Annotated in this window: 27 protein-coding genes and 1 tRNA gene; 9 read left to right on the forward strand and 19 right to left on the reverse strand. The window is 65.0% G+C overall.

The features are described 5' to 3' along the window. Nucleotides 1-273 precede the first annotated feature (273 nt). From AC066S_RS00825 to AC066S_RS00835, 3 genes are all read right to left on the reverse strand, one after another. The gene (locus tag AC066S_RS00825) at nucleotides 274-2,415 is read right to left on the reverse strand and encodes a methyl-accepting chemotaxis protein (protein WP_478268689.1); all 2,142 of its coding nucleotides are present in this window, start codon (nucleotides 2,413-2,415) and stop codon (nucleotides 274-276) included. Between the two features lie 166 nt (nucleotides 2,416-2,581). Then, complete coding sequence (locus tag AC066S_RS00830) at nucleotides 2,582-3,307, reverse strand: outer membrane protein (RefSeq protein WP_126259318.1); 726 nt, start codon at nucleotides 3,305-3,307, stop codon at nucleotides 2,582-2,584. A gap of 224 nt (nucleotides 3,308-3,531) precedes the next feature. After that, nucleotides 3,532-3,852 carry a hypothetical protein gene (locus AC066S_RS00835; RefSeq protein ID WP_126259319.1) on the reverse strand — a complete coding sequence of 107 codons (321 nt, stop codon included), beginning with the start codon at nucleotides 3,850-3,852 and terminating at the stop codon, nucleotides 3,532-3,534. 174 nt (nucleotides 3,853-4,026) lie between these two features. On the opposite strand from AC066S_RS00835, the gene AC066S_RS00840 reads away from it, so the two are divergent. Continuing rightward, entirely contained in the window at nucleotides 4,027-4,326 is a 300-nt protein-coding gene (locus AC066S_RS00840) for a hypothetical protein (protein ID WP_478268690.1), read from the forward strand. Between the two features lie 39 nt (nucleotides 4,327-4,365). Here the strand turns inward: AC066S_RS00840 and AC066S_RS00845 are convergent, their stop codons facing one another. From AC066S_RS00845 to AC066S_RS00875, 7 genes are all read right to left on the reverse strand, one after another. Beyond that, nucleotides 4,366-4,575: a hypothetical protein gene (locus AC066S_RS00845; RefSeq protein WP_126259320.1), complete on the reverse strand. Its 210-nt coding sequence runs from the start codon at nucleotides 4,573-4,575 to the stop codon at nucleotides 4,366-4,368. After that, complete coding sequence (locus AC066S_RS00850; RefSeq protein ID WP_164718815.1) at nucleotides 4,572-4,745, reverse strand: hypothetical protein; 174 nt, start codon at nucleotides 4,743-4,745, stop codon at nucleotides 4,572-4,574. Before AC066S_RS00850 ends, AC066S_RS00845 begins: the two co-directional genes overlap by 4 nt. Before the next feature lie 368 nt (nucleotides 4,746-5,113). Beyond that, nucleotides 5,114-6,733: an ABC transporter ATP-binding protein gene (locus AC066S_RS00855; protein WP_478268936.1), complete on the reverse strand. Its 1,620-nt coding sequence runs from the start codon at nucleotides 6,731-6,733 to the stop codon at nucleotides 5,114-5,116. A 2-nt stretch (nucleotides 6,734-6,735) separates the two neighbouring features. Next, nucleotides 6,736-7,575: an ABC transporter permease gene (locus AC066S_RS00860; RefSeq protein ID WP_126259321.1), complete on the reverse strand. Its 840-nt coding sequence runs from the start codon at nucleotides 7,573-7,575 to the stop codon at nucleotides 6,736-6,738. Then, entirely contained in the window at nucleotides 7,572-8,543 is a 972-nt protein-coding gene (locus AC066S_RS00865; protein ID WP_126259322.1) for an ABC transporter permease, read from the reverse strand. Before AC066S_RS00865 ends, AC066S_RS00860 begins: the two co-directional genes overlap by 4 nt. 204 nt (nucleotides 8,544-8,747) lie before the next feature. Further along, complete coding sequence (locus tag AC066S_RS00870; RefSeq protein WP_478268691.1) at nucleotides 8,748-10,298, reverse strand: ABC transporter substrate-binding protein; 1,551 nt, start codon at nucleotides 10,296-10,298, stop codon at nucleotides 8,748-8,750. A 282-nt stretch (nucleotides 10,299-10,580) separates the two neighbouring features. After that, nucleotides 10,581-10,892 carry a hypothetical protein gene (locus tag AC066S_RS00875; protein ID WP_478268692.1) on the reverse strand — a complete coding sequence of 104 codons (312 nt, stop codon included), beginning with the start codon at nucleotides 10,890-10,892 and terminating at the stop codon, nucleotides 10,581-10,583. A gap of 173 nt (nucleotides 10,893-11,065) precedes the next feature. On the opposite strand from AC066S_RS00875, the gene irr reads away from it, so the two are divergent. Beyond that, nucleotides 11,066-11,551, forward strand: coding sequence for a Fur family transcriptional regulator Irr (gene irr, locus AC066S_RS00880; RefSeq protein ID WP_478268693.1), 486 nt, complete (start codon nucleotides 11,066-11,068; stop codon nucleotides 11,549-11,551). A 208-nt stretch (nucleotides 11,552-11,759) separates the two neighbouring features. Here irr and AC066S_RS00885 read toward each other — a convergent pair whose 3' ends face one another. Beyond that, entirely contained in the window at nucleotides 11,760-11,984 is a 225-nt protein-coding gene (locus AC066S_RS00885) for a hypothetical protein (RefSeq protein WP_478268694.1), read from the reverse strand. A gap of 235 nt (nucleotides 11,985-12,219) precedes the next feature. Between AC066S_RS00885 and AC066S_RS00890 the strand changes: the two genes are divergently transcribed. Next, nucleotides 12,220-12,510, forward strand: a complete 291-nt coding sequence (locus AC066S_RS00890; protein ID WP_126259327.1) for a hypothetical protein — start codon at nucleotides 12,220-12,222, stop codon at nucleotides 12,508-12,510. Between the two features lie 132 nt (nucleotides 12,511-12,642). On the opposite strand, the gene AC066S_RS00895 is transcribed toward AC066S_RS00890, so the two are convergent. Beyond that, on the reverse strand, nucleotides 12,643-14,589 hold the full coding sequence (locus AC066S_RS00895) for a sensor histidine kinase (RefSeq protein ID WP_126259328.1): 1,947 nt from the start codon (nucleotides 14,587-14,589) through the stop codon (nucleotides 12,643-12,645). After that, a complete protein-coding gene (locus tag AC066S_RS00900; RefSeq protein ID WP_164718843.1) occupies nucleotides 14,586-15,269 on the reverse strand; it encodes a response regulator transcription factor in 684 nt (227 codons plus the stop codon). The genes AC066S_RS00895 and AC066S_RS00900 overlap by 4 nt, the downstream gene beginning before the upstream one ends. Nucleotides 15,270-15,633: 364 nt before the next feature. Between AC066S_RS00900 and AC066S_RS00905 the strand changes: the two genes are divergently transcribed. Both AC066S_RS00905 and AC066S_RS00910 read left to right on the forward strand, forming a co-directional pair. Beyond that, the gene (locus AC066S_RS00905; protein ID WP_126259330.1) at nucleotides 15,634-16,374 is read left to right on the forward strand and encodes a LuxR family transcriptional regulator; all 741 of its coding nucleotides are present in this window, start codon (nucleotides 15,634-15,636) and stop codon (nucleotides 16,372-16,374) included. A gap of 337 nt (nucleotides 16,375-16,711) precedes the next feature. Next, nucleotides 16,712-18,940 (forward strand): fused MFS/spermidine synthase, encoded by a 2,229-nt coding sequence (locus AC066S_RS00910; protein ID WP_478268695.1) that lies wholly within the window; start codon nucleotides 16,712-16,714, stop codon nucleotides 18,938-18,940. Nucleotides 18,941-18,976: 36 nt separating this feature from the next. Here the strand turns inward: AC066S_RS00910 and AC066S_RS00915 are convergent, their stop codons facing one another. Together AC066S_RS00915 and AC066S_RS00920 are read right to left on the reverse strand one after the other, a co-directional pair. Beyond that, nucleotides 18,977-19,204: a hypothetical protein gene (locus AC066S_RS00915; protein WP_126259332.1), complete on the reverse strand. Its 228-nt coding sequence runs from the start codon at nucleotides 19,202-19,204 to the stop codon at nucleotides 18,977-18,979. A gap of 806 nt (nucleotides 19,205-20,010) precedes the next feature. After that, nucleotides 20,011-20,095 (reverse strand) — tRNA-Leu (locus tag AC066S_RS00920). Between the two features lie 156 nt (nucleotides 20,096-20,251). Here AC066S_RS00920 and AC066S_RS00925 point away from each other — a divergent pair. Beyond that, a complete protein-coding gene (locus AC066S_RS00925) occupies nucleotides 20,252-20,794 on the forward strand; it encodes a disulfide bond formation protein B (RefSeq protein ID WP_135170553.1) in 543 nt (180 codons plus the stop codon). Between the two features lie 121 nt (nucleotides 20,795-20,915). Here AC066S_RS00925 and AC066S_RS00930 read toward each other — a convergent pair whose 3' ends face one another. Together AC066S_RS00930 and AC066S_RS00935 are read right to left on the reverse strand one after the other, a co-directional pair. Then, nucleotides 20,916-22,004: an AbrB family transcriptional regulator gene (locus AC066S_RS00930; protein ID WP_478268696.1), complete on the reverse strand. Its 1,089-nt coding sequence runs from the start codon at nucleotides 22,002-22,004 to the stop codon at nucleotides 20,916-20,918. Between the two features lie 98 nt (nucleotides 22,005-22,102). Continuing rightward, nucleotides 22,103-22,390 carry a PsiF family protein gene (locus tag AC066S_RS00935; RefSeq protein ID WP_478268697.1) on the reverse strand — a complete coding sequence of 96 codons (288 nt, stop codon included), beginning with the start codon at nucleotides 22,388-22,390 and terminating at the stop codon, nucleotides 22,103-22,105. A 204-nt stretch (nucleotides 22,391-22,594) separates the two neighbouring features. Between AC066S_RS00935 and AC066S_RS00940 the strand changes: the two genes are divergently transcribed. Continuing rightward, a complete protein-coding gene (locus AC066S_RS00940) occupies nucleotides 22,595-23,086 on the forward strand; it encodes a hypothetical protein (protein WP_135170556.1) in 492 nt (163 codons plus the stop codon). A gap of 147 nt (nucleotides 23,087-23,233) precedes the next feature. On the opposite strand, the gene AC066S_RS00945 is transcribed toward AC066S_RS00940, so the two are convergent. Beyond that, nucleotides 23,234-23,782, reverse strand: coding sequence for a TetR/AcrR family transcriptional regulator (locus AC066S_RS00945; protein ID WP_478268698.1), 549 nt, complete (start codon nucleotides 23,780-23,782; stop codon nucleotides 23,234-23,236). Between the two features lie 202 nt (nucleotides 23,783-23,984). On the opposite strand from AC066S_RS00945, the gene AC066S_RS00950 reads away from it, so the two are divergent. Then, complete coding sequence (locus AC066S_RS00950) at nucleotides 23,985-24,470, forward strand: PaaI family thioesterase (RefSeq protein WP_478268699.1); 486 nt, start codon at nucleotides 23,985-23,987, stop codon at nucleotides 24,468-24,470. A gap of 59 nt (nucleotides 24,471-24,529) precedes the next feature. After that, nucleotides 24,530-25,189 carry a DsbA family protein gene (locus tag AC066S_RS00955; protein WP_478268700.1) on the forward strand — a complete coding sequence of 220 codons (660 nt, stop codon included), beginning with the start codon at nucleotides 24,530-24,532 and terminating at the stop codon, nucleotides 25,187-25,189. 75 nt (nucleotides 25,190-25,264) lie between these two features. Here the strand turns inward: AC066S_RS00955 and AC066S_RS00960 are convergent, their stop codons facing one another. Then, complete coding sequence (locus AC066S_RS00960; RefSeq protein WP_126259341.1) at nucleotides 25,265-25,471, reverse strand: hypothetical protein; 207 nt, start codon at nucleotides 25,469-25,471, stop codon at nucleotides 25,265-25,267. Nucleotides 25,472-25,548 lie beyond the last annotated feature (77 nt).

Raw genomic sequence — 25,548 nt, forward strand, 5'->3', positions numbered from 1 at the left:
ACCCTCTCCCGCAGGCGCAGGGCAATCGCATATGGCGCTTTGCGGGACCTGAGCGCGCGCCTCGTCCTTCGAGACGCTTGCTACGCAAGCTCCTCAGGATGAGGCTAAGCAGCATTGGTGCCCGTTGAAACTCGTGCCAAGCACCCGCATCCTCATCCTGAGGGCCCGCCAACGGCGGGCGTCTCGAAGGATGGCCACAGGCGAGATCGGCTCCATATGCGATTGCCCTGCCCGCAGGCGGGAGAGGAAGCGCAGTGCCGATGCCGCGGCGTTCTACGCCGCCCGCATGTTGTTGAGGAACGCGTCGATCTCACCGCGCAGCAGGTCGGCTTCGCGCCGCAGCGCGTCGGAGGCGCCCAGCACTTCGCTCGCCGCGGCGCCGGCTTCGGCGGAGGCGGTGGAGACGCCGACGATGTTGCTGGAGACTTCGCTGGTGCCGCCGGCCGCATGCTGGATGTTGCGCGCGATCTCGCGGGTGGCGGCGCCCTGCTCCTCGACCGCGGCCGCGATCGTCGTGGTCACGTCGTTGATCTCGCCGATGATCCGGCCGATGCCCTGGATGGCGCCGACCGCCGAGGTCGTGATGTCCTGCATGCTGGCGATCTGTGTGCGGATTTCCTCCGTCGCCTTGGCGGTCTGGCTCGCCAGGCTCTTCACCTCGGAGGCGACCACGGCGAAGCCGCGGCCGGCCTCGCCGGCACGCGCCGCCTCGATGGTGGCGTTGAGCGCGAGCAGATTGGTCTGCGAGGCGATGGTCTGGATCAAATCGACCACGACGCTGATGCGGCTCGCGCTGTCGGCGAGGCTCTGCACCGTGGCGTCGGTCGCGCCGGCTTCGTCGACCGCCTTCTTGGCGATCGCGGCCGAGGTCACGACCTGCTTGCTGATTTCCTCGATCGAGGACGACAGCTGCTCGGTGCCCGACGAGACGGTCTGCACGTTGACCGAGGTCTCCTCGGCGGCGGAGGCGACCGCGTTGACCAGCGCGTTGGACTGGTCGGCGGTGGTCGACATGCTCTGCGCGGTCGACTGCATCGAATTGGCCGACTGCGCCAGATTGTCGAGCGCGGAGCGCACCGTGTTTTCGAACTCGGCGATCTTCGCTTCCATGCGCGCGGCGCGCTCGGCCTTGGCGATGCGGTCCTTGTCCTGCTCGCTGGCGAGCGCCCGGGCTTCGATCATGCTGTCACGGAACACGGTCAGCGTGTCGTTCATCGCGCCGATCTCGTCCTTGTGCTTGGCGCGCGCGATCTCGGTGTCGAGATCGCCGGCCGAGAGCAGCTGCATGGCGCGCTGCAGGCCGGTGATCCGGCGCAGGATGTTGCGGCCGACATAGAGCCAGACGAACAGCGCCGAGCCGACCAGCATCAAGGCGCCGAGCGCCAGCATCACGGACGTCGCGAGCGAGGTCTCCTGCTGCGCCTGGGAGGTCGAGGCGTTGGTCTCCTTCTGCACGCCGTCGACGAGCTGCTGCACACTGATGCCGAGGCCGACATTGAGCTTGCGGGTCTCGTCCAGGATGGTCTGGCCGTAGTCGATGGAGTCTAGCTCCTTCTCACGCAGATTGAACACGCCGGTCTTGCCGGTGCCGAGCGCCAGCAGCTTCTCCGCCGTCTCGCGCAGCATCTTGTTGCCCTGGTTGTCCGGCAGCAGATCGAGGTTGGATCGCAGGCGGCCCTGTGCCGTCTTGAATTCCTTCTGGATGTCGTCGAGCTTGTCGCTGCTGTTGGCCGACAGCGCCGCGCTCATGTCGGCGGCCGCGAGATTGCCGCTGGCGACGACGTTGCCGAGCTGGCCGACGGTCTGCGCGGCGTCGGAGGCATCCGCGGCGGACAGGTCGGCCGAGCCGAGAATGGCGTTGACCCGGGTCTGCGCGTCGAGCATCGCCGGGCTGGCCGCGCCGACGAAGGCGCCCTGCGCGCTGCGCAGCGCGTCATATTGCTTGTCGTGAAGGGCAGCGATATCCAGCCGTTCGCGGGCCGCCTTGGCCAGGCTCTGGGCCGCCTCGTTGATGCTCTTCATCGTCTCGCTCAGTCCGGAGACGACGGTCTTGTCGCCGCCGAGCTGGATGATCTCGGTCAGCTTTTGCTGCGTCTGCTCCTGCAATTCCTTGAGCTTCTTGGTGCGCTCGTTGAGGGCTTCCTCGCTTTGCGCCGCGAGCAGCGCCGGTCCCTGTGCCGCAAGGCTCGCGCTCAGCGCCGACAATTGCAGGCTGGCGGTCAGGCGCGGAATGTCCCGTCCGCTCAGCTCGGTCATGCGTCCGCCGAGATTCTGCAGCGCCAGGCCGGCGCCGGCTGCGATCACGAGGCCCATGCCCGCGATCACCGCGAACGCCGCAAACAGGCTGCCGCGCACGCCCCATGTCGGCATCTTGAATCGACCAAGCAAACGGCCAACGCCCAGACGGATCGCCATCGAAAATTCCCCCAACGTTCTTGCTTCTCTTTGTGGCCGGCAGTATCGGCACCGCCGGTTAAAAAAATCGCAATATCCGCAAACGGTTGCGCGCGTTCCGCAGGGCGAAAAAAGAAGGGCCGGCGACAGCGCCGGCCCTTCCTCATGGTAAAGTTGCGGTAACCGATCAGTAGCGCGCGACCGCCGGGCTTGCCCAGTTGAAGCGGTAATTGACGCCCGCCTTGATGGTGTGGTCGTCGGTGGTGAAGTTGCCGGTGCCGACAAGCGGACCCGCGGTGAAGTGCGCGTCGCCGAAATTGTAATATTGGTACTCGGCCTTGGCCGACCAGTTCGGGGCGAACATGTATTCGAGGCCGGCGCCGACGGTGTAGCCGTTGCGGTGATCGCCCGTGATAACGAAGCCGGTCGGCACGCCGCCGACGGTCACCTTCTCGTTGTTGTCCGAATAGGCATAGCCGCCCTTCACGTAGACGAGGCCGGGGCCCCAGGTGTAGCCGACGCGGCCGGTGATCGAGCCGAGACCGCGCTGGTCGTTGGTGTAGGCGATGCCGCCCGGAAACACGGCGCCGACGCTGCCGGAGAGCCAGGAATATTGGCCTTCGACGCCGACCACGACATTCGGATGGAACTGCCAGTCCGCACCGACCTGCACGCCGCCGAGGAAACGGCCGTTGCCGTTGTTGCCGGTGGAGAGGCCGCTGAAATTGTTGTCGCTGGAGAAGGCGCCGCCGACATGGCCGCCGATATAGAAACCGGTCCAGTTGTAGATCGGCGCGGCATAGGCCGGCGCGGGCGACTTGTAATAGTTGCGGTTGCCGAGATCGGCGCCGACGGCCGGTGCGGCCGCGCCCATCGCGAGCAGCGCCACGGTCGCAAACAGAATCTTCTTCATCGTCTTGAACTCCAGCACTCAATGTCCCGGCAGGCGCGCTTTCCGCGCCGGCGTTGGTTTTGCAGATAGCTCGCTTTTGATGAAAATGCTGTCACATGCGTGGCACAGCGAGACCCAACCTAACTTATTGGGCTGCAATTGATTTTCGTGCTTAATACCGACTTAAGAAATGCTGAAGGAAGGTTTAACGCCGCAGCGTCTCGGTAACGTCCATGCGCACTTCGTTAACCTAGCCGCCGGCGCGCCTCGTCCCGCATCTGCTGGCGGAACGCCGCGCGCTTCGCAGGTCGGTCCTCCTCGCGCACGTCATGGCGGTCGAAGATGTCGAACTTCTCCAGGATCGGATAGCGCTCGCTCGCCATGGCGAGCACGCGCAGCACCTTGGTCGCCGAGGGCGTCGGGCCGCTCACCTCCCAACGCCTGATGGTGTCGGCGCCGCCTTTCTCCGGTAATCCGCAGAGCTTCGCCATGTCGACCGCGGTGAGCTTCCGCTCGAGGGCGTCGGAGAGGTCGGCGCGGAGTTGCTTCAGTTCAGGGCCGGTCATGTCGCCTCAATCCGCGAAGTCGATGAGGCCAATGCACTAACGCTGATTCGGGTCCATCCGAAGGCGGACCGGGCACCTTCCCCCCGCGCACGGAGTTATGAACGGGGCGGCCCTGGATATCGTCCGCTGAATGGACACATAGCGACAAGGGCGCCAGCTTCGAAGGGATCAGCCATGATGGGATTCAAATTCACTGGCATCAAATTCGCCATTGCCGCCTTCATCGGGGCCGGACTTCTGCTCGCGCCGTTCGCGGCTGAGGCGAAGAAGCAGCGCTCGAGCAGACAATACGGCGCTGGCGTGGTGGCTCCGAACTATGGCGGCGCCGCGTCGCCGGCGGCGCAGCCGAGGGCGTCCTACGGTTCGTCCGGACCGTCGGTCGGCACGGTCACGGCGCCGTCGATCGGATCGTACAATTGGCCGTCGGTCGGCGTGACCAATTCCGTTCCGACCTGGAGCAACACCACCCGATAGAGCGATGCCGATCAGCGGATGCCGGCAAGGCGCGAACAGCTAAATTCCGCGGCGGACCTGTTGACCGATCACGCAGCGCCATGCTGCCAGTCGCTCGGTCGGATGCTGGTTCATCCAGTCGGCGAGCTGCGGCGCGCCCATCAGGCAGGACTGCAGCGAGACCTCGGCAAAATCCGAGGTGGTGACGATCTGCTCGTGACAATTGGTCGGAGAAGCGAGACTGCAAAGTACCGCGATGATCTTGATCACGATCGGGTGCTCCCGTCGCCGACGAACGCCCGGCCAAGCGGTGCCTTGTCCTGACCTGCGCCGGCCGGATCAGCCGAAGGAAAGATGCTGTCGTAGATGGCGCGCGCCTCCTGGATGAGACGCATCCGCTCGCGCTCGGACTTCGAGACAAATCGAATAACTTCGCCCATGTTGGCTCCGTCTCAATTGGCATCCGTTATCAGATGACGTAAATCATTCCATCGCGATCTATGGTGCCGGCTTCGCCTTTGAAACGCCCGGCCGATCACGATGGAATAAAAAACGCGTGAGCGTGCCCGTGCATCTCAAAACATCCGGCGCCCCGATGCGCCGGGTTGAGAAGCCGCTCACCACCTCATATTCGTTGCAAAGGCCACTTAGCACCGTGCGAGCGAATGCTGGTGTCAGCCTTGCGCCTTGCCTTCATCAGCAAGGATCAGTCCGGAAAGCAAATGCCGTTGGTCCGAATATGTTTCACCTTCGCGGCATGCTAGTTTTTGGAACCAGCCCGAGATTTGCGGTCTGATGCGGGCAGTGTTCACGCCGCCGGCGCGCGCTCTTTCCGTCCCGGCACCGCCGCCAGCAGCTCGCGCGTATAGGCATGCTCCGGCGCGGCGAACAGCTGTGCCGTCGGCTTCAGCTCGACGATGGCGCCGCGCTGCATCACCGCGATGCGGTCGCAGATCTGGGCGGCGACGCGCAAGTCGTGGGTGATGAACAGCATGGAGAGGCCGAGGCGTGTCTTGAGGTCTTCGAGCAGCCTCAAGACTTGCGCCTGCACGGAGACGTCGAGTGCGGAGACGGCTTCATCCGCGACGATGATCTCCGGCTCGAGCGCCAGCGCGCGCGCAATGCCGATACGCTGGCGCTGGCCGCCGGAGAATTCGTGCGGATAGCGTTCGAGTGCACCGGCATCGAGGCCGACCATCTTGAGCAGGTCGCGGGCACGATCGAACGCCGCCTTCGGATCGAGGCCGGCCGCGATCGGGCCGGCGGCGATGATGTGGCCGATCTTGCGGCGCGGATTGAGCGAGGCGAACGGATCCTGGAAGATCATCTGGATGCGATGGCGCTCGGCGCGCAGCGCCTTGCCGGAGAGTGAGGTGAGATCGGTCTCGCCGATCCGCACCGTGCCGCGGTCAGCCTCGATCAGCCGCACCACGAGGCGTGCCACCGATGATTTTCCGGAGCCGGATTCGCCGACGAGGCCGAGCGTCTCGCCCTTGAGGATGTCGAAATTGACCGCGCGCGCAGCATCGACCCGGCGGTCCTCGCGAAACCAGCCGCCTGATGTCACGTAGGTCTTGTCCAGACCGATCACCTCGACCGCCCTGGCCTGACCGTCGAGGGGCTTGCGTGCCGGCGGATCCATCGAGGGGACGGCGGCGAGCAGCGCCTTGGTGTAGTCGTGCTGCGGCTCGTTGAAGACGGCAGAGGCCGGGCCTTCCTCCACCACCTTGCCATGGCGGAGCACCACGACCTGGTCGGCGATGTCGGCGACCACGCCGAAATCGTGCGTGATGAACATCACGGCCATGTTGCGGTCGCGCTGAAGGTTGCGGATCAACTTGAGAATCTGCGCCTGCGTGGTGACGTCGAGCGCGGTCGTCGGCTCGTCCGCGACCAGCACCGCGGGCTCGAGCGCGAGCGCCATCGCGATCATGGCGCGCTGCCGCTGGCCGCCGGAGAGCTGGTGCGGATAGGCGCGCACGATCCTTTCAGGGTCGGGCAGGCCGACCTCGCGCGCCAGCGCCAGCGCCTTGGCGCGCCGCTCCCTTGGCGTCAACAGGCCGTGCGCCTCGAACATCTCCGCCATCTGGTCGCCGATCCGCATCAGCGGGTTGAGCGCGGTCATCGGCTCCTGAAAGATCATCGCCAGCCGGCGGCCGCGCAGGTCGCGCCAGCCGTCGTCATCGAGCTTGAGCAGGTCGCGGCCTTCGAACTGGATCTCGCCGGCGGCGACAGACACCGTATCGGGCAACAGGCCCATCAGCGCATGTGCGCACATCGACTTGCCGGAGCCGGACTCGCCGACGACGCAGACGATCTTGCCGGGGCGCAAGTCCAGCGAGACGCCGTCGACCGCGAAGGGCCGCTCGGCGCCCTTCGGCAGCGCGATCCTGAGATTCCTGATGGAGACGGCAGGCGGGGCGGTCAGCATCAGCGTCCCTCCCGCGACAGGCGCGGATTGAGCGCGTCGTTGAGGCCTTCGCCGATCAGGTTCAGCCCGAGCACGGAGATCAGGATGGCGATGCCGGGAAACACCGTGATCCACCACGCCTGGCGGATCACGGTGCGGCCGGCGCCGACCATGTAGCCCCAGGAGATCAGATTGGGATCGCCGAGGCCGAGGAAGGACAGCGAGGATTCCAGGAGAATCGCGGTCGCCACCATCAGCGAGGCCAGCACGATCACCGGCGACAGCGCGTTGGGCAGGATCTCGCGCAGGATGATCCAGGTGTTGCTCTGTCCGGTGACGATTGCCGCCTGGACATATTCGCGCGTGCGCAGCGACAGCACCTCGCCGCGCACGAGACGGGCGACCGGCGGCCAGCTCACCACCGCGATCGAGGCTACGATCGAGTAGATCGAAGGCTGCAGGATCGCGACCAGCACGATCGCGAGCGCGAAGCTCGGGATGGTCTGGAAGAACTCGGTGAAGCGCATCAGGGCGTCGTCGACCCTGCCACCGAAATAGCCGGCCATCGCGCCGATGGGAATGCCGACGACCAGCGCGACCAGTGTCGAGACGAGACCGACCAATAGCGAGACCCGTGCGCCGAAAATCATGCCGGCAAAGACGTCGCGGCCGAGCGCGTCGGTGCCGAGCGGCACGGCGCCGAGCGTGAAGGGCGGCAGGAACGGCCGTTGCACCATGCGCCATGGCGAGTTCGGAAACAGCATCGGTCCGAACAATGCGACGGCGATCGCGAGCAGGAGGATGACGAGCCCGATGACGCCGCTCGGGCTCTTGAACATCGATTTCCAGAACTGTCTCATGAGGCGAATTCGATGCGCGGATCGACCAGGCGATAGACGAGGTCGGTGATGAGGTTGAAGATCAGCACCATGGCGGAGCAGATCACGAACACGCCGAGCAGCAGATTGTAGTCGCGCTGGAGCAGGGCGTCGTACATCAGCCGCCCGATGCCGGGCCAGGCGAACACGGTCTCGGTGATGACGGCGCCGCCGATCAGCGTGCCGGAATGCACGCCGGCGAGCGTCACGACCGGCAGCAGCGCATTGCGCAGCACGTGGCGGCGCTGGATCACGGCGTCGCCAAGGCCTTTCGCGCGCGCGGTCTTGACGAAATCGAGCCGCTTCACCTCCAGCATCGAGGCGCGCGTCATGCGGGTGTAAGTCGCCATGAAGAACAGGCCGAGCGTCATCGCCGGCATGATCAGGTGCTTTGCGACGTCGACCGCGTGGGAAAAGCCGGTGAGATTGGCGCCGACCGTCTCGTAACCGAAGCTCGGCAGCCAATCCATGGTGACCGAGAACAGCAGGATACCCATCAGCGCCACCCAGAAGATCGGCATGGCGTAGAAGATCAGCGCAAAGACGGTGATGGCGGTGTCGAGGAAGGTTCCGGCGAAGCGCGCGGCGAAGGTCCCGAAGACAATGCCGAGCATCAGCGAAATCGCAAACGCGGTCAGTGTCAGCAGCAGCGTCGCCGGCAGCCGCTCGCCGATCAGCTTTGCGACCGGCGCCTGCTGCCGGAAGGAGAAGCCGAGGTCGAGGCTGACCACGCCCTTGACGTAGATGAAGAGCTGCTCGGGCAGCGGCTTGTCGAGGCCGAACTTTTCTCGGAGCTGCTTGACGAAGACCTGGTCGCTGGCGCCGGCCTCGCCCGCCATCACGATTGCGGGGTCGCCGGGCGCGAGCCGGATCAGGAAGAAATTGAGGACGACGATCGCGAGCAGGACGATCACGCCCTTCACGACGCGCTGAGAGATGAAGGAGAGCATTTTAAATGGTCATATCTTGGAGCGTGATCTGAAGCCACGTTGACGGTGCGCCCCCTCGCCCCGCTCTTGCGGGGAGAGGGTTGGGGTGAGGGGCTTCTCTCCACACGTGGGAATGCCGATGGACCGGTACCCCCTCACCCGAATATGCGCTTCGCGCACATTCGACCTCTCCCCGCAAGCGGGGAGAGGTGAAAGTGGCAGGGCTCACTTGTCGAGCCATGCGTCCTTGAAGCCGTCATTGACCCCGATCCCCGTGGTGATCAGGTTCTTGACCTTGCAGCGCGTGATGGTCGGGAACTGCAGCTCGAGCATCCAGGCCACCGGCACGTCCTCGACCAGGATCTTCTGCGCCTTCTCGTAGATCTCCTTGCGCTTGGAGTCGGGGGTCGCGACCGCGCCGTCGGCGAACAGCTTGTCGATCTCCGGGTTGGAATAGCCCTCGACGTTGTTGAAGACCTGGCCCTTGGCGATGTTGCTGGAGATATAGTTGCGGCCGACCCCGAGCGCGGGATCGCCGTACTGATAGAGATAGGTGAAGGCGATGTCGTAGTCCCAGTCGCCGATCTTCTGGTTGCCGCCGGCAACGTCGGTGGCGATGGTCTCGATGGTCATGCCGACGTCCTGGAGGTTCTGCTTCACGGCTTCACCCCAGCGTTGCCAGGTCTCGCCATAGGCGAGCGGCAGCAGGCGGATCTTCTCGCCCTTGTAGCCGGCCTCCTTCAGCAGCGCCTTGGCCTTGGCCGGATCGTACGGATATTTCTTCACGTCATCGGTGTAATATTTGATGGTCGAGGCGGACGGGCCGGTCGCGACCTTGCTGAGCCCGTTCCAGATCACGTCCTTGGCGAAATCGCGGTCGATCGCATACATGATCGCCTGCCGCACCCGCTTGTCGGCGAGCGGCCCCTGACGGTTGTTGAGCCACAGCCAGGCCAGCGGCGAGAAGAATTCCCAGCCGGCGCCGGTGACGCAGGTGTCCTTCAGCTTGGACAGCCGCGGCACGTCGAAATTCTCGACCGAGCCGCCGGGCAGCACGTCGACCTTGCCGGTCTCATATGCCACCGAGCGCGCCGCGGCGTCGGGAATGATCTGCCAGTAGATCTCGTCGAGATAGGGCTTGCCCTTCTCGTAATAATTGGGGTTCTTGACCAGGCGGATGAACGAGCCCTTCTGCCATTCCCTGAACATGAAGGGGCCGGTGCCGATGGGTGCGTTGTTGTAGGCGTTGGTCTTCCAGTCGGTGCCTTCATAGAGATGCTTCGGCACCATCGGCATCGAGCCGACCTCGAAGATGCCGAGGAACGGGCCGAACGGCTGCTTCAGCGTGAACACCACTGTGTGAGCGTCGGGTGCCTCGACCTTGTCGACCTGCGCAAGATTGGTGCGGGCGCGCGCATGCGTCTGCTTCAGCATCTCGATCGAGAACAGGACGTCCGCTGCGGTGAAGGGCTTGCCGTCGTGCCAGGTCACGCCCTTCCTGAGCTTGAAGGTGTAGGTCTTGGCGTCCTCGCTGACGCTCCAGCTCTCGGCGAGCTCCGGCTGGGGCTCGAGCTTGGGGCTGTAGCGCAGCAACCCCTCGAAGATGTTGCCCGACACCATCTGGGTCGGACCGTTCTGCACCTGTGCCAGCATCAGGCCGGGCGGCTCAGGCTGGATCACGGCATTGATCACACCGCCTGGCTTCGGCTCTTGCGCCAATGCAGGGGCCGCAAGGCCGCAAGCCAGGAGGAGACCAAGCAATACTCGTTTTGGCATATCGTAACTTTCTCAAGCGAGGCCGGCCGAAAACGCTTCGCAACGTCCTCGCGCGCAAAGCGACGGCAAGCCCATCCCAGTCCCCATCCGATATCGAGGCTCACATAGTCTCGTTCGGCGCCGCAAGATGAAAGTCTCGACAGCATCAGCACAAAAAATGTACAGCGCGTCCTGTTTTCCCCGTCGGCCTTCGCGCACGGAGCAATCAGGAGGCTTTGGTGTGTCGAGAGTTTTGCGGAGGCGGTGCACAAGCTTGCGCCTGCGACCAAAAGCATCAGGCCGTCATGATGCGCTGAGCGCCCGTCGCAATTCGTCGAGCGCCTCTGTGAGCTGCTCGCGGTGCGCGATATCGTCCCTGGGCATGCCGGCGACGCTGCCGGCGAGTTCACGCAGGATGCCGGCGAGCAGGCCGAAATTGATGTGCAGATGCACCGATTTGCGCTCGTCGGCAGCGCCCGGATGCTGCAGCGTCAGCGCCACGCCGCTGCCGTCGAGCCGCGCCTCGAAGCGCGACGAATGCTCGAAAGTGCCGACATAGAACTTGTTGGGATATTCGAGCGCGACCTCTGCCTTGTCGGGAACCGGTCTGGACATGTGAGCCTCATCGATACCGGCCAATCCTGGCCGGGAATGCACCGGGCCGCCTTGCGATAGGTCAGCTTGCGCATTTGATCTGGCTCAAAGTCGGGCCGCCGCTTTTGCGATCCAATAGCAACTGGCGGAAGGCGGCACTGCCTGTCCTGTTTCCTTGAGCCGTGAGACGATCGATGGACATCCAGGTCAGCCATATCCCGGCGTTTGACGATAACGGAGCTGATGCCGCCAGCCTCGAGCCACCGCCGGATGATGGCGTGCGGCACTGCCTGCAATTGCTCGGCAATGCCGGCCTGCGCCCGACGCGCCAGCGTCTCGCGCTCGGCCAGTTGCTGTTCCTGGGCGGCCACCGTCACGTCACCGCCGAGAGCCTCTATGAAGAGGCGATGGCGGCGAACGCGTATCTGTCGCTCGCGACCGTCTACAACACGCTGAACCAGTTCACCGAGGCCGGCCTGCTGCGTCGGATCGCGGCCGACGGCATCAAGTCGTTCTTCGACACCGACACGTCGGTGCATCCGCACTTCTACCTCGAAGGCGAGGATGTGCTGGTCGACGTTGCCGACGGCCTCGCCTTCACCAAGATCCCCGAGGCGCTTCCCGGCCACGAGATCGCGCGGCTCGACGTCATCGTCCATCTGCGCCGCAAGCCAACCTAGCGCCGCCGCCTCACGCCTCCCTGGCGCCGGTTACTCTAGCCTCGGTGCGGCACCGAGACGCCCGCCTTTGGCGGGCCCTCAGGATGAGGACGGAGAACGACGACCGACTAAAGCGCGATGCGATTAGGATGAATCGTCATCGCGCTTTAGGTTGTTGTTTAAGCATGATCTTTTCGGAAAACCGCTGCGCACTTTTCCGGATCATGCTTTAGCCGCCGCGCGATTCAACGACCTTGCGGCAGGACTCCGAGAGCTTCGGCTTGTTCTCGCGCAGGCAGGCGTTCATCTGCGGCGGCTTGCCGACATGTTCGGCGCAGAATTTGCCGGCGTCGCCGCGGCAGGCCATCTGCTCCTGGACCGACGGACCAGATTGTGCGGCAGCGGGCAGGGCGGTGGCAGCGAGTAGCAGCGCGGCAAGAACCGAAATCTTCATAAAGCACCTCTTTGGAATTCTCGTTGGTCCCGACCGGGATCAATCGGGCCGGACCATCCCGCAAAGGCCGGGCGCCGGTCCATGCCATGTTCATGGCACCGGCACGCCCTCCCGGCCGCGGTACCCCCATCTTCATGGCATGTATTCGCGCGCCGTCTTTTGTCATTCAGGCTGCACCTCGGCTGCGAAACCGGTGATTGCATCGGGACGCCGAACGGGAAGCAGGAGAGCAAGAATGTCGAAGAGAGCTGGAGCGCTGAGCGCGGGGCTGACGGTCGTGGCGCTCGCGGGCGCGGCGATGGTGTCGCTGGGCACGAGCCCGGCGCAGGCGGTGGTCTATTGCAAGACGGTCGGCGTGCCCAAGGGCTGCGTGGTGCGGCCGACGGCGGCGGTGGTGGTGGCGCCCGGAGCGCCGGTCGCCGCGGCGGCGGTCGCAACGCCCGGCGTCGGCGCGCCCGGTGTCGGCGTGCGCGCGGGAACGCCGATGAATCGCGGCGGCCCGGTCAACCGCGTCGGCGTGCGCTGACATCTCCATTGAATTGATTGCATTGCTTCGGGCCAACGGAGCCTGCGGACGAACACCCCCCGTCCTCCGCAGGCGGATTTCCCGGCCCGTCCCCTCTCTCCGTGCGCCCCACACGTTCGGGGAGGGGGCCTTTCAGCCCGCAGCCATGTCGCTGTCGGGAAAACGCTGCGGCAATTGCAGCCGCACGCGCGTGCCGGACGAATCCGAACTCAGATCGAGCACGGCACCGCAGCGCGCGGCGCGGCTTTTCATGTTGCGCAGGCCGCGCGCGGTCTGGCCGTTGCGACCGGCCTCGCCATTGCCGGCCGGCGCGAAGCCGTGGCCGTCGTCAGTCACGCTGATCACGCCGTACGGCCCCCGGCCTGCGTCGAACGTGTCGATGGTGACCGCGATGCGGCGCGCCTGCGCATGCTTGACCGCATTGGTCACGGCCTCGTCGAGGATGCGCACGATCTGGATGACGTGCCATGGCCGCAGTTCCGGATGCAGCGGCACGCCTTGCGGCGTCGCCACGCGCCAGTCGAGCGTGATGTCGTGCGGCCGCAATTGCGCCGTCGTGCGCTCGCGCCAGGAGCCGAGGGCGAGCATCAGGTCGCCGCCGATGTCGTCCATGGAATCGATGACGAGACGCAGATCCTTCAACGCGGCACGGGCCGCATCGGTGATCATCGCGCCCTCATGGCCACGCTCGGAGAGCGCGACGATGCTGACGAGCTGGCCGCCGAGGCCGTCATGCAGGTCGCGCATCAGGCGCGTACGCTCGTTGGCGAGCGCGGCGGCGCGGGCGCGCTCCTCCTCGCGGGCAAAGCTCGCCTTAAGCCGTTCCTCGGCCTCGCGCACCCGCGTCACGAGCTGGCCGGCAAAGCTGTCGACCTGGTTCAAGGCGCGGGCGAAGCGCCAGGTCAGCCCGGCCCCGATCGCGACCAGCATTGCCGAATAGGACAGGCGCGAGACGAAGATGCGATCGTTGGACACGATCTCGAGCACCGTGAGCATGTCCTGGATCCAGCAGGTCAGCACGATGGTGACGGCGCATCCGATCGTGAAGCTCGCCGCGTCCTGCCGCCGCACCACCGCTGTTGCCGTGATGCAGGCCATCAGGACCAGGCAAAGCCCGACCGTCGGAATGCCGAGCACCAGGAAGAGGATGCGCGGCAGCGGCGGGCCCCCGATCAGCCCGACCACGAACACGACGATTCCGGGCACGAACAGCAGCGTGCCGTAGCGCGGCCAGCGCCAGCCGAAGAACAGCACGCCGAACACGACGATCAGCGCGCTCTCGATCGGCGCGGAGGCCAGCAGCACGGCGGCGAGCCGCGACGTGGCGGCCGGCGGCACCGGCGGCGGTGCGAACGCCTGCACCACGCCGAGCACCATCGCCGCGGCCAGCACGCCGTAGACCGGCTCATGACGCCGCATCAGCCACATGATTGCGAGGATGACGGCGAGGATCGCCTGCCAGGCCGAGAACACCACCGGCAGCGTGACGAACAGCAGCGTGCGCGTCTCATAGGCCGGGCGCAAGGCGACGTCCGGGCCGACATAGACGGTATCGAGAAAGCCCTTGAGCGGCCCCCACACGAACAGCCGCACCGTGATCTCGTTGCCGCCCTCGCGCAGCAGCGAAGCGGGAATGGCCGCGATCTGCGGCGTGTTGCGATCGGGCCGGTTGGCATTGGCGTCACGCCGGGAGTCGAGCACGACGACGCCGTTGACGGCGACCTCCACCGCGTTGCTGAAGCGCGGCAGATAGACCGACCAGCCCGAGGCGGCATCGGCGCCGGGGAACGTGAAGGCGCCGGTGTAGAACGGCGGGTCGGCCAGGGAGTAGCGCGACGACGTGAAATGCGGCAGCGTCACCGGGCGGATCAGGCCGTCTTCCCGCGCCGAAAAATCGCTTACCGCGAAGTCTTCGGGATCGCTCGGCTGCAGCTGCCGAAGCCCGAGGATGGTGACGATCGCGATCAGGGCCTGGAGCAGCAGATAGGGCACGAGGCGGGAGGCCAGCAGCCGGCGCCGCGCGGGTTTGGCCGCTGCCTTCGGTGCCTTCGTAGGTGCCTTGGCTGCGATCTCGCTCACAGCTTGATCAGGCCCTGCTGCACCGCCTCGAACACCGCCTCGCTGCGCGTATGCACCTCGAGCTTGCGGTAGATGTTCTTGATGTGGCCGGGCACGGTCTGCCTGGACAGGCCGAGATGGCTCGCGATCTCGGCATAGCTGAAGCCCTTGGCGATGCCCCAGAGGATGTCGATCTCGCGCGGTGTCAGCCTGGCGGTGTTGAGCGCGGGGCCGGGCGGCGGCTCCGCCGAATTCTGCGCGGCGCCCTGGGTTCTGCGCACGATGAAGCGGGCGATCGAGGCCGAGATCGGCGAATGGCCGGCGACCAGATCGCGCACCGTGGTGGCGATGTCGGTGGGAAAGGCGTCCTTGAGCAGATAGCCGGTGGCGCCGACCGTGATCGCGGAGATCACGCTTTCCTCGTCGCCGAGGGCCGAGATCACCATGATCTCGGTGTCGGGGAAGCGCTGCCTCATCTCGCGGATCAGCTCGATGCCGTGGCCGTCGGGCAGCCGCAGGTCGGTCAGCAGCACGCGCGGCGCGCCGCCGGCGAGGGCGGCACGGGCTTCGCCGAGCGTGCCGGCGCTGCGCACCTCGTAGCCGGCCTTGACCAGCGCATCCTGAAGCCGCCAGCAGGTCGGCGCGTCGTCCTCGACGAGGAGGATGGTAATCATGTCACCCGTCTCGCCCTGTTCGGTCATGATCATGGTCCCGCACCCGCGTGTCCCCCGCGGCGCAAGGGCAAGTTTAGCCGCAGCGGGGATGCCGTGACACCCATAATCATGGGGGCGGGAGTGGCACGGTCGCGAGGGCAGCGCGGAGCGTCGGTTGCACCCGGGCGAGCGCGCGCCCTCATGGTTCGCGCTGCACTCGGGGCGTGGAAGGGGTCAGCTCTGCCCCTGATGTCGGTCCATCGCGGCGGCTCGTCGGACGTCAGGGTTGGGCCAATGGCAGACGCTGGGCGGGCGACGGAGATGTGAGCGTACTGACCTACCCGCTCGACTTGCAACGGCCTATACTTGCCGACCTTAGGTGTAGGTCGGACGCGTTCAGAAGGGAAGCCAGATGGATCGGCGTGTCGCTAATATCCGCCGTAACGCGTTCGAGTTCGTTGAGAACATCCAGCGCGTTTCCTCGACCGGCGAGATTATGGATGCGCTAGGTTCGGTGTTAAGCCAGCATGGCTGCGACTATTTCTGCTGCACCTTTGTCGTCCCGATATCGATTGAGCGCCGCCAGGAGGGCGTGCTTGCTGAGCGACTACCGGCCGGGTTTCTAGATCTCTACCACGAAAGGAAATACGTATACGACGATCCGGCTCTTCGCTACTGCAAGACGACGATGCGGCCATTTCGATGGTTCAGGGAAGCGCCCTATGATGCCGAGCGCGAGCCGCGCGCCGTCGAGGTGGTGCAGAGTGCCCGCGACTTCGGCATGCTCGATGGCTTCGTGATCCCGGTAGTCTCGCCTGCAGGCCGGATGGGTCAGGTATGGTTCGGAGGTCGGACGCTCGATCTGCCGCAGGACCAATTGCCAGCCCTGCACCTCATGGCGATCTATGCATTTGACCGAAGCCTCAAACTTCATGGCTCGCCCGCCCAGCACCAAGCAAGCCTGACATCGCGTGAACGGGAAATCCTGACATTGGCCGCCAACGGCAAGTCAAGCTGGGAGATCGGCGTGGTGCTTCACATCAGCAGCCGAACAGTCAAGGAACACATCAAGAATATTTGTCGAAAGCTTGATGCAGCGACCCGCACCCAAGCTGTGATGATCGCTGTTCGCGACAAGATCATTGAACCATGAAGCCGCCACGCGGAGCTGAGCATATGCGTCCGCTATGGGGCCAAAACCGTCGGTCTGGCGCTCGGCCGCGAACGTCCGGTCTGCCCCTCTGAACGGCCCCGTCGCGGCACCGCATTAGCAGCAGCGAAGGGCCGGGAGCTGACCTTCGGTGTCCGCGATCGACCGCTGGTACACGTACCAAAGTGGGCGTTCTGATCAGCTGTTCACCATGGCTTAACCCTGCGCACCGAGTTGCCGGATTGGGCCGTCAATCCAGCCTCGTTCAGCCGACCAACCGCAACCTTTACTTACCTTTCTCTTGCAGGTTGCGGGAGCGTGGGAGAAGGGATCCATTGAAATGACGGCTGTCGAGTTGCCCGCGGATGCGCCAGCGCAGAGATTCGCCGCGCCCCGCGTCCGCGTTCTCTGCATCCTCTTCTTCTTTTCCGGTTTCCCGGCGCTGATCTATCAACTGACCTGGCAACGAAGCCTGTTCCGGATCTTCGGCGTCAATTCGGAATCAGTCACGATCATCGTGACCGCCTTCATGCTCGGGCTCGGGCTTGGCAGCCTGTGTGGCGGCTGGATATCCCGACGCACCAACGTCAAGCCGTTGTTGCTGCTCGGAGTGATCGAGCTTGCTACCGCCGCATTTGGATTGGCCTCACTCCAGATCTTCGAGCAGGTGGGCGCTATGGTGGCAGACCTGCCGCTGCCCGCCCTTGCCGCAATCAACCTCGTCCTGGTGCTGCTGCCGACCCTTCTGATGGGCGCAACGCTGCCGATCCTGGTCTCATATCTGGCACGAATGACCGGCCAGATCGGCGACGCCGTCGGCACACTCTATTTTGTCAATACGCTCGGCGCCGGCGCCGCGTGCCTTGTATGCGCCACCCTGATCTTCCCTTTTCTCGGCATGCATGAGGCCGTCACGATTGCGGCTGGAATCAATCTCGCGGTCGGCGCCGGTGCGATCGCGGCGCACATCCTCTCTGGTCCCGGCGCGAGCCCGGACTCCCAGACGTCGACCAAGGCTCCCGACACCCAGCCAATCCTTGGCATGGGTCCTGTCGTCCTGCTCGCAATGACGGGTGGGTTCATCTCGTTGTCCTACGAGATCTACCTGTTCCGCGTGATGTCGTTTGCCTCGGGATCGAGTTCGCTGGCATTTGCGATGACGCTCTATGCTTTCTTGACAGGAATCGCGGTCGGCGCGCGAAAGGCCGGACAGTCCTGCAGGACGCTCGCGCCGCAAGATGCGTTGCGCCAAGCCGCGCGCGATCTGATCTGGGCCAATGTGTTCGGCGCGATGTTCCTTCCGTTGATGGCACAATTGGCATGGGTCGGCGCCGGCGTGATCGGCATCGCCGTCGCGATCACCTACCTGATCGCGCGGCAGTGGGGTGCGCTGCTCCCCTATCTTTCGCAATTCGGTATCGCGACCGACGAACAAGTCGGTCAGCGGACGGCGCTGCTGTATTTCGCCAACATCGCGGGCTGCGCCAGCGGGGCGATCCTCACCGGCTTCGTGCTGACGGACTATCTTGGGATCAGACAGATCGCGGCGATGCTGCTCGTCGGTGGCACGATGGCCGCGCTTGCATTGATTGCGCTTGGCCAGACCACGGCGCAGGAGCGCAATCGTCTTGGTTATCTTGCCATCGCTGTTCTCGTCTTCGGCCTCGGCGCAAGCGCCTTGTTGAGCCAACGGTTGCTGGAGAATCTGCAGGGAAAGGCGCTCGCTGATCACGATTTCCCGCATATTGTCGAGAACCATAGCGGCATCATCACTGTCGATGCCGACGGCACCGTCTTCGGCAACGGCATGTATGACGGCCGCTTCAACACGGACCTGAAGTCCGATCGCAATGGCATCATCCGGCCGTATGCGCTCAGTCTCTTCCACCCCGCACCACGACAGGTGCTGATGATCGGTCTCTCATCCGGTTCATGGGCTCAGGTCATCGCCAACAATCCCGACGTGGAATCGCTCACAATCGTCGAGATCAATCGCGGATATCTCGAGTTGATCGCAAAGCACGAGGATGTCAGGTCGATCCTAAACAATCCCAAGGTCAGGATCGTCGAGGACGACGGACGCCGTTGGCTCCGCCACCATCCCGATGCACGTTTCGATGCGGTAGTCTCCAACACGACGTGGCATTTCCGCGCCAACATCACCAATCTGCTTTCGTCGGAATTCCTTGGCCTTGTGCAGCAACACCTGAAGCCCGGCGGAATTTTCTTCTACAACACCACCAATTCGCGGCGCGCGCAGCGCACAGGCTGCACCGTATTTTCCCACGGCGCCCGGTTCTTGAACCATATGGTGCTGTCGCAGACCCCGATCGCGTGGGATCATGATCGCTGGCGACGAACGCTGGAAACTTACAGCATCGACGGCAAACCCGAATTTGCGTCCGATGACGCTGATCGCGCTCGGCTCGATGCACTGATAGCCGACTTCCGTCAGGATGGCCCCACGATCGAACCATGTCCGCAGCTGCTGGAGGCTACCGCCGGCCAAGCCCTCGTTACCGACGACAATATGGGCACCGAGTGGCGCTACTTTCTCGGTTTGGAGTGACTCCGCCTCCGCCGCGGAGTGCGCATCCTCGCCGCCTCACGAAAGATCAACCCGCGGCGGCGGATAGCGCCGGGCCAAAATCGACAGCGACAGGTGCCGTTCGTCTTCTGGCAACTCGAGGTACGCCAGCACGAGCGGCCGCTTCCAGTCACTGACGCCGAAATCCATCGTCATCCATTTCTGCGGCTCGGGTCCCTCGAGGCCCCGCACCCAAACGAAATAGCGGGGAAGGTCGTCGGCGTCCGTCGTGCGTCTCCTGGCCATCAAACTGTCCGCTGCATCAGGTCGGTTGCGAGAGAATATAGGGAGTGGCGCGGCGAAGTCGAACGCCTCCGGGGAGCGTAATCTGTCCTCCCCGTCATTGCGAGGAGTCGGAGCGAGGCCTGTTTGACCGCTCGCCGTATCGTCCTCGAAAATTCTTCTTGACCGAAATTCGGAAATATCGTAGGGATGCGCCATCCCGGCCCATGGATAAGGGGCGTTTCGCGATCGTCACGATACGCGGGCCGGGTGGCGGTGGACGTGGAGCGCATCGGCGCGGCGACAATTGCAGGGCGGGCTTGGCCCGTGAGCGGTTGACCGGCGCGCACACGACCGGTGCGGTTCCAGCGTACGGCAAAAGCGTGTGGTCCTGACGCCCGGGGTCTGTGCGTCAAGGCTTGCGGTGGTGAAGCGGCCCGACCGGGCGCGCGCACCGATCATCCGCAGGACGACGGGGGCAATAGTGCATCGCTCCCCGGGGAGAGCGCGCCATAAGCCGTCAAACCACTGCGCAGGGAAAGGCCGGGATGTCCGGGCTGCCCTGTATGCCGCTGTGCATCTGTCTTCGCGCAATCTGCGCACAGCGGACCGTGGGTGCTAGCCGGCGCCCGGCCTTCCCTGCGCCCTTTCCAAGCAAGGGGCGTCGCGAGAAGTCCAAAGCTCGGGCGTCAGCGCCGCGAGAGCGTAGAAGCGTGTCTTGCTGCTTGAGTCTGGCGGAGAGAGCCCATCTACGGGCCAGGACGCCCCCGGACACGAATCGCCTTTCAGCTTGGCGTGGCCGCGCCACGCGAAGCCCGAAGGGCGAAGCGTGGTGCCCCTGGCCGGAATCGAACCAGCACTCCTTGCGGAACTCGATTTTGAGTCGAGCGCGTCTACCAGTTCCGCCACAGGGGCCCTCGGTCGGCCCTTGAGGGGAGCGTCGCGAAGCCGGCGGACTATAGCCATGGACAAAGCGGGGTCAACCCGCGCCAAAGTGATGTCTGCCGTTCTCGACAGCTGCCTGGACCGGGGCTAGAGGCTAAGGCGACGACCCATCCGAACGAGGCCGCCGTGACCACCCAGAGTGCCGCAATACCTGCATTCAGGCCGGGGGCCGCGAGCCCAGCGCTGATGGCCTCGCTGCTCGTCACGCTGATCGCGGCTGCGACCATCGCGGGCGCCTGGTTCTTCCAGCTCGTGCTGGAAATCCTGCCCTGTCCGCTCTGCCTGGAGCAGCGCTACGCCTATTACCTCGCGATTCCGCTCGGTGCGCTCACGGCTTTTGCGGCGAAGAATCGCGCGCCGCGGCCGCTGCTGCTGGCGGGGCTCGCGATCCTCGCGCTGGCGACGCTCGCCAATGCCGGCCTCGGCGCCTACCATTCCGGCGTCGAGTGGGGATTCTGGAAGGGGCCGACCGATTGCAGCGGTCCCGTCGTTAATCTCGGCAATGCCGGCGATCTCTTTTCACGGCTCGACACCGTGAAGGTGGTGCGCTGCGACGAGGTGCAGTGGCGCTTCCTCGGCCTCTCGCTCGCCGGCTACAACGTGCTGATCTCGCTGCTGATGGCCGCGATCGCCGCGTGGGGATTTGTGGCGACGGCGAAGCGTTCGTAGTTGCCGTAGGGTGGGCAAAGGCGCGCTCTTCGCGCGCTGTGCCCACCACCATTAACGATTGAGAGAGATCGTGGGCACGGCGCAAGTGCGCCTTTGCCCACCCTACAAGAGCGGCGCTCTGCTAATCGTCCACGTCGTCCTGGGTGCGCCCGAACAGATGCACGATGCCCGGCGTTGCGATGGTCACGAACACGAAGCGCGACAAATGATGGGCGCCGACGAAGATCGGGTCGATGTGCAACGTCAGCGCCAGCGCCAGCATGGCGTCCATCGCGCCCGGCGCGAAGGCGACCACGATGTCGGAGAACTTGACCTGTGTGGTGAGCGCGACGATGCCGACGAAAATGGCGGAGACGGCGATCGCGACCGTGAACGAGCCCAGCGCCGCATTGATGTGGCCGGCGAGCGTCTTGATCCGCATCCGCGCGAAACGGCTGCCGATCAGCGCGCCGATGCCGACCAGCGCCACGCCGCGCACCCAGTCCGGCAGGCCGCCCTCAACCCAGCCGGCGCCATGCAGCACGCTGGAGGCGAGCATGGCGCCGAACATCCAGCTCGCGGGAAACTTGATCAGCCGCAACACCAGCGCCATGGCCAGCGAGGCCACGGCCAGCTCCACGAGGTCGAGCGGCGAAGCGATCGTCGTCGTCGTCAGCGACGGCGCGGCGGAGGGGACCACGCCCGCGATCGCGAGCACCATCGGCAGCGCCGCGGTGAGGATGATGACGCGCATGGTCTGCACCACCGCGATGCCCGGCAGGTCGGCGCCGCGCTCGACCGCCAGAATCGTGATCTGCGACAGCGCGCCGGGGCTGCCGGCCAGCAAGGCCGAGGTGCGGTCCCAGCCATGGATGCGCTGGAGGTAATAGCTCGAGCCGAAGGTGGAGCAGAAGGTCGCGAGCGCGAGCAGCACGATGGTGAGAGGATAGGCACTGACCTGCTGCAGCAGATGGCGCGAGACCACCGAGCCCAGCGAAATGCCGAGCAGCACCAGCACGGTCTGGGTCAGGAGCGGCGGCAGCGACAATTGGCGGCCGGCGATGGCGGCGATCGCGACCGCGATCATCGAGCCCGAGATCAGCCCGCCGGGAAGCCCGGCGAGAAGAAACACGAGGCCTCCGGCGGTGCCGATGACGAGCGTCTCCGCCGTGCTCAGGAGCCTGGCACGGCTTGGCCATTCGAACGGCAGGGAGGCGGTGATCTGCTTCACGCCGCCTTATCGCAAATCAGCACGAGGCGCACAATTGCAGGCTCGTCATGCCGCAATGCGTGCGCCTCTCGCGGACACGAGGGGAGGACGCGAGGGGATTATTTCTTGTCGGCGGCGGCCGGGGCGGCGGGCGCGGCGGCGCCGGCCCTCGCTTCCTTCTTGCACTCGCGACGGAATTTCTTGCGCTCCTTGCCCTTCAGCCCCTTGGCGTCCGCCTGCTTGGAGCATTCGATCGACTCGGCCGTGCGCTCCTTCGTTGTCTTCGTAGCCGCGGCATCGGTCTTCGCGTCGGTCTTGGCGGCCGGCGCGGCGGTCTGCGCGAAGGCGGTGCCGGTGACGAGCAGGGAGGCGAGGGCGATTGCGGCGAGGCGAGAGGCGAGGGTCATGGTGTTGCACTCATCTTGCGAGATTGCGAGGGTTGCGAACGTCGGCTCGCCTTGCTGAACGCGACATGAATAATCCGAACAGGGCGCTCACTATATTTTGGCAGCAAAGGCCGTCGCGTTCTTGTCGCAGATGGCCGGCACGCTAGGATAGCAATTGTTATTTCACTGCCCCCATCGGGGGAAGTTCAACGAGGAGACCCAGGGATGACCATCCAATCGAAATTGCTGTGCGCGATTGCTCTGTCGGGATTTGCCGCGCTCACGCTGTCGGCGCCGGCGCAGGCGCTGACCGCGCAGGAGTGCAGCGCGAAATACCAGGCGGCCAAGAAGGACGGCTCGCTCGGCACCATGAAGTGGAATGATTTCCGCAAGGCCCAGTGCGGCGCGGATGCGACGCCGGCCGCTGCGCCGACCGCGGCTGCGCCCGCCGCTCCTGCGGCTCCTGCCGAGCCGAAGCAGGCGAAGAAGGAGGCGGCCCCTGCCGCCGTGCCGACCTTGCCGGCCGGTCCCGCCATCTATCCGAACGCGGTCGATCCGAAATATGCCAAGGAGACCCCCGGCAAGGCGCGCCTGCACACCTGCGTCGACCAGTACAATGCCAACAAGACCACCAACGGCAATGGCGGCTTGAAGTGGATCCAGAAGGGCGGCGGCTATTACAGCGAATGCACCAAGAAGCTGAAGGGCGCCGCCTGAGCCTGGACGTGATGCCGAGGCCGGGGCGACGCTCCGGCCTCTTCGTTTAAAGCGCGATGAGATGAGGAAGAATCGTCATCGCGCTTTGGGTTATTGTCTGAGCACGATCTTTTCGGAAAACCGCTGCGCACTTTTCCGGATCATGCTTTAGTCCAGCAGCTTCTCGGCCGACTTCGCCACCAGCTGCGACCGCTTGCGCGGGCCGCGCTCGACGAACAAGAGGCTCTGGCCGAAGATGAAGCAGTAGAACAGGAAGGCCTGCGCCTCGGCCTCCTCGGCCGCAAGCCCGGTGGCGCGATAGAGCTCGGCGACGTGCTTGAGCCGCGCGGTGTCGACGCCGGCCACTGCCGCCGCGGCGTTCTCGTCCGAGCGGGCCCATTGCCGGATCGCGAGCTCGATCGCCATGGCTTCCGGATTGAGCCGCTCCGAATAGAGCTGGATCACCGCCCTCAGCCGTTCGCGGGGCGTCTGACCATCGAGGCGCGTCTGCTGCGCGATCGACGCCGCGCGCCCCTCGCGCCAGCGTTGCAGCATGGCATCGAGCAGTGCCGCGCGGTCGGCGAAGCGGCGGTAGAAGCCGCCCTTGGTGACGCCGAGATTCTTGGCGAGCACCTCGACCCTGACACCCTCGACCCCCGCGCGGGCGAGCTCGGCAAACCCCGCCTCGACCCAGACATCGCCCTTGCCGTCGCTCATGAAGGAAGTCTCCCGGATCTTTGATACGGTGCCGTATTGCTACCCCGTCGCGCGCTTGATACGCTACCGTATCAAGGCCAGAAACTCACAAAGGCAGGGGAGCGTGCACATGGACCGAAGCCAGCGAAAATCGGCGCCTTTCGCGGATGCCGTCCGCGAGATCGCCTTGGGGCGTCTCGCCGAGCGGGCCGAGGCCTGAGCCATGGCTGCGTTCGAGCCCAAAAACCCCGGCTATCGGGCGGCGTCCATCGCCTTGTTCGATCGCCAGCCGGCGATGAACACGCTCGGCATCGTGATCGTCCGCCTCGCACCGGGCGAGGTCGAGCTGGCGATGCTGCATTCGGCGGCTTTCACCCAGCAGAACGGCTTTGTCCATGCCGGCATCATCACCGCCGGGCTGGACAACGCCTGCGGCGTTGCCGCCTTCTCCTTGATGCCGCGCGAGGCGGACATCCTCACCGTCGAGTTCAAGACCACGCTGCTTGCACCCGCCAGGGGCGAGCGCTTCGTCTTCAAGGCTGAGGTCGTCAAGTCCGGCCGCACGCTGACCTTCTGCGAGGCCAAAGCGTTTGCCGAGCATGAGGGCACGACCACGCTGATCGCCACGATGACCGGAACGTTGATGGCGATGCTTCAGCGCATTCACGCGGCTGGTGCGATGACATCGCCGCCGCGACGCTCTATATGACCAGTAACAATTCCCGGTCCCGACCGTATTCGGGAAGATGGAACCGAACGGGACGAGATATGGCTGGATCTGAAAATAAGGGCCTTTTGCCGACGCGGCGCGTGGCGCTGACGCTGATCGGAGCGGGCGCCCTCGCGGCAGGCCGCATCACCCCGGCACTGGCAGCCGCCGGTGACGACGAGGTGCTGACCGAGGCCAAGGTGCTGCGCGACCCCGACACGCCCGTCGCCGGCAATCCCAATGGCAACGTCACCATCGTCGAATGGTCTGATTACAACTGCCCCTATTGCCGCAAGGTCGAGCCCGAGCTGCGCCAGGTGGTCCAGGACGACGGCAAGGTGCGGCTGGTGCTGAAGGACTGGCCGATCCTTGGGCCGGTCTCGGTCACGGCGGCGCGGTCCGCGCTCGCGGCGAAATTCCAGGACAAGTATCACCAGGCCCATGACGCCCTGATCGGCGTCAGCTCGCGCCTGACCGAGCCGCGCATCAACGAGTTGCTGGCGTCGGCCGGCGTCGACATGGACCGGCTGAAACGCGATCTTGCCGGCCGTGGCAGCGACATCGATGCGCTGCTCAAGCGCAACAATGATCAGGCCGAAGCCTTCGGCTTTCGCGGCACCCCGTCCTTCATCGTCGGCAAGTACCGCGTGCCGGGCGTGCTCAGCATGGCCGAGTTCGAGCAGGTCATCGCCGATGCCCGCAAGGCCAAGATGAACTGACGCGCAGCGTTGATCGCAACCAACACAAAGGCGCCGCCGTGGCGTTCACGACGGCGCCCTGTTCATGATGCTGCGTTACTTCGACGAGATCCGGACCCAGTCCTTGTGCGCACGATCGCGCAGCGCATCCCAATCCGCCTTGGCGACGTCCCAGTTCACGATGGTGCGATTAGTGACCGCGACCTGGCCATTGGCGACAGAGGACGTCTGCATGGAATCATAGACATAGACGCCGCCCGCGAGCAGCAGCGCGCCCAAAATCATTCCGAAAAAAGTCTGCATGGCGAACCTCCGGTGACGGGCGATAACGTCGGCCCGGTCAGATGGTTCCCTCAGCACTGCGGCGCGGATAAGGAGAG

This window comes from Bradyrhizobium sp. CFUWI, assembly GCF_056429085.1.

Bases quoted from the DNA above. Each gene is read 5' to 3' on its own strand.
- AC066S_RS00825 (WP_478268689.1), bottom strand. From the start codon at position 2,415: ATGGCGATCCGTCTGGGCGTTGGCCGTTTGCTTGGTCGATTCAAGATG.
- AC066S_RS00830 (WP_126259318.1), bottom strand. From the start codon at position 3,307: ATGAAGAAGATTCTGTTTGCGACCGTGGCGCTGCTCGCGATGGGCGCG.
- AC066S_RS00835 (WP_126259319.1), bottom strand. From the start codon at position 3,852: ATGACCGGCCCTGAACTGAAGCAACTCCGCGCCGACCTCTCCGACGCC.
- AC066S_RS00840 (WP_478268690.1), top strand. From the start codon at position 4,027: ATGATGGGATTCAAATTCACTGGCATCAAATTCGCCATTGCCGCCTTC.
- AC066S_RS00850 (WP_164718815.1), bottom strand. From the start codon at position 4,745: ATGGGCGAAGTTATTCGATTTGTCTCGAAGTCCGAGCGCGAGCGGATG.
- AC066S_RS00860 (WP_126259321.1), bottom strand. From the start codon at position 7,575: ATGAGACAGTTCTGGAAATCGATGTTCAAGAGCCCGAGCGGCGTCATC.
- AC066S_RS00865 (WP_126259322.1), bottom strand. From the start codon at position 8,543: ATGCTCTCCTTCATCTCTCAGCGCGTCGTGAAGGGCGTGATCGTCCTG.
- AC066S_RS00870 (WP_478268691.1), bottom strand. From the start codon at position 10,298: ATGCCAAAACGAGTATTGCTTGGTCTCCTCCTGGCTTGCGGCCTTGCG.
- AC066S_RS00875 (WP_478268692.1), bottom strand. From the start codon at position 10,892: ATGTCCAGACCGGTTCCCGACAAGGCAGAGGTCGCGCTCGAATATCCC.
- irr (WP_478268693.1), top strand. From the start codon at position 11,066: ATGGACATCCAGGTCAGCCATATCCCGGCGTTTGACGATAACGGAGCT.
- AC066S_RS00885 (WP_478268694.1), bottom strand. From the start codon at position 11,984: ATGAAGATTTCGGTTCTTGCCGCGCTGCTACTCGCTGCCACCGCCCTG.
- AC066S_RS00890 (WP_126259327.1), top strand. From the start codon at position 12,220: ATGTCGAAGAGAGCTGGAGCGCTGAGCGCGGGGCTGACGGTCGTGGCG.
- AC066S_RS00900 (WP_164718843.1), bottom strand. From the start codon at position 15,269: ATGACCGAACAGGGCGAGACGGGTGACATGATTACCATCCTCCTCGTC.
- AC066S_RS00905 (WP_126259330.1), top strand. From the start codon at position 15,634: ATGGATCGGCGTGTCGCTAATATCCGCCGTAACGCGTTCGAGTTCGTT.
- AC066S_RS00910 (WP_478268695.1), top strand. From the start codon at position 16,712: ATGACGGCTGTCGAGTTGCCCGCGGATGCGCCAGCGCAGAGATTCGCC.
- AC066S_RS00915 (WP_126259332.1), bottom strand. From the start codon at position 19,204: ATGGCCAGGAGACGCACGACGGACGCCGACGACCTTCCCCGCTATTTC.
- AC066S_RS00935 (WP_478268697.1), bottom strand. From the start codon at position 22,390: ATGACCCTCGCCTCTCGCCTCGCCGCAATCGCCCTCGCCTCCCTGCTC.
- AC066S_RS00940 (WP_135170556.1), top strand. From the start codon at position 22,595: ATGACCATCCAATCGAAATTGCTGTGCGCGATTGCTCTGTCGGGATTT.
- AC066S_RS00945 (WP_478268698.1), bottom strand. From the start codon at position 23,782: ATGAGCGACGGCAAGGGCGATGTCTGGGTCGAGGCGGGGTTTGCCGAG.
- AC066S_RS00950 (WP_478268699.1), top strand. From the start codon at position 23,985: ATGGCTGCGTTCGAGCCCAAAAACCCCGGCTATCGGGCGGCGTCCATC.
- AC066S_RS00955 (WP_478268700.1), top strand. From the start codon at position 24,530: ATGGCTGGATCTGAAAATAAGGGCCTTTTGCCGACGCGGCGCGTGGCG.
- AC066S_RS00960 (WP_126259341.1), bottom strand. From the start codon at position 25,471: ATGCAGACTTTTTTCGGAATGATTTTGGGCGCGCTGCTGCTCGCGGGC.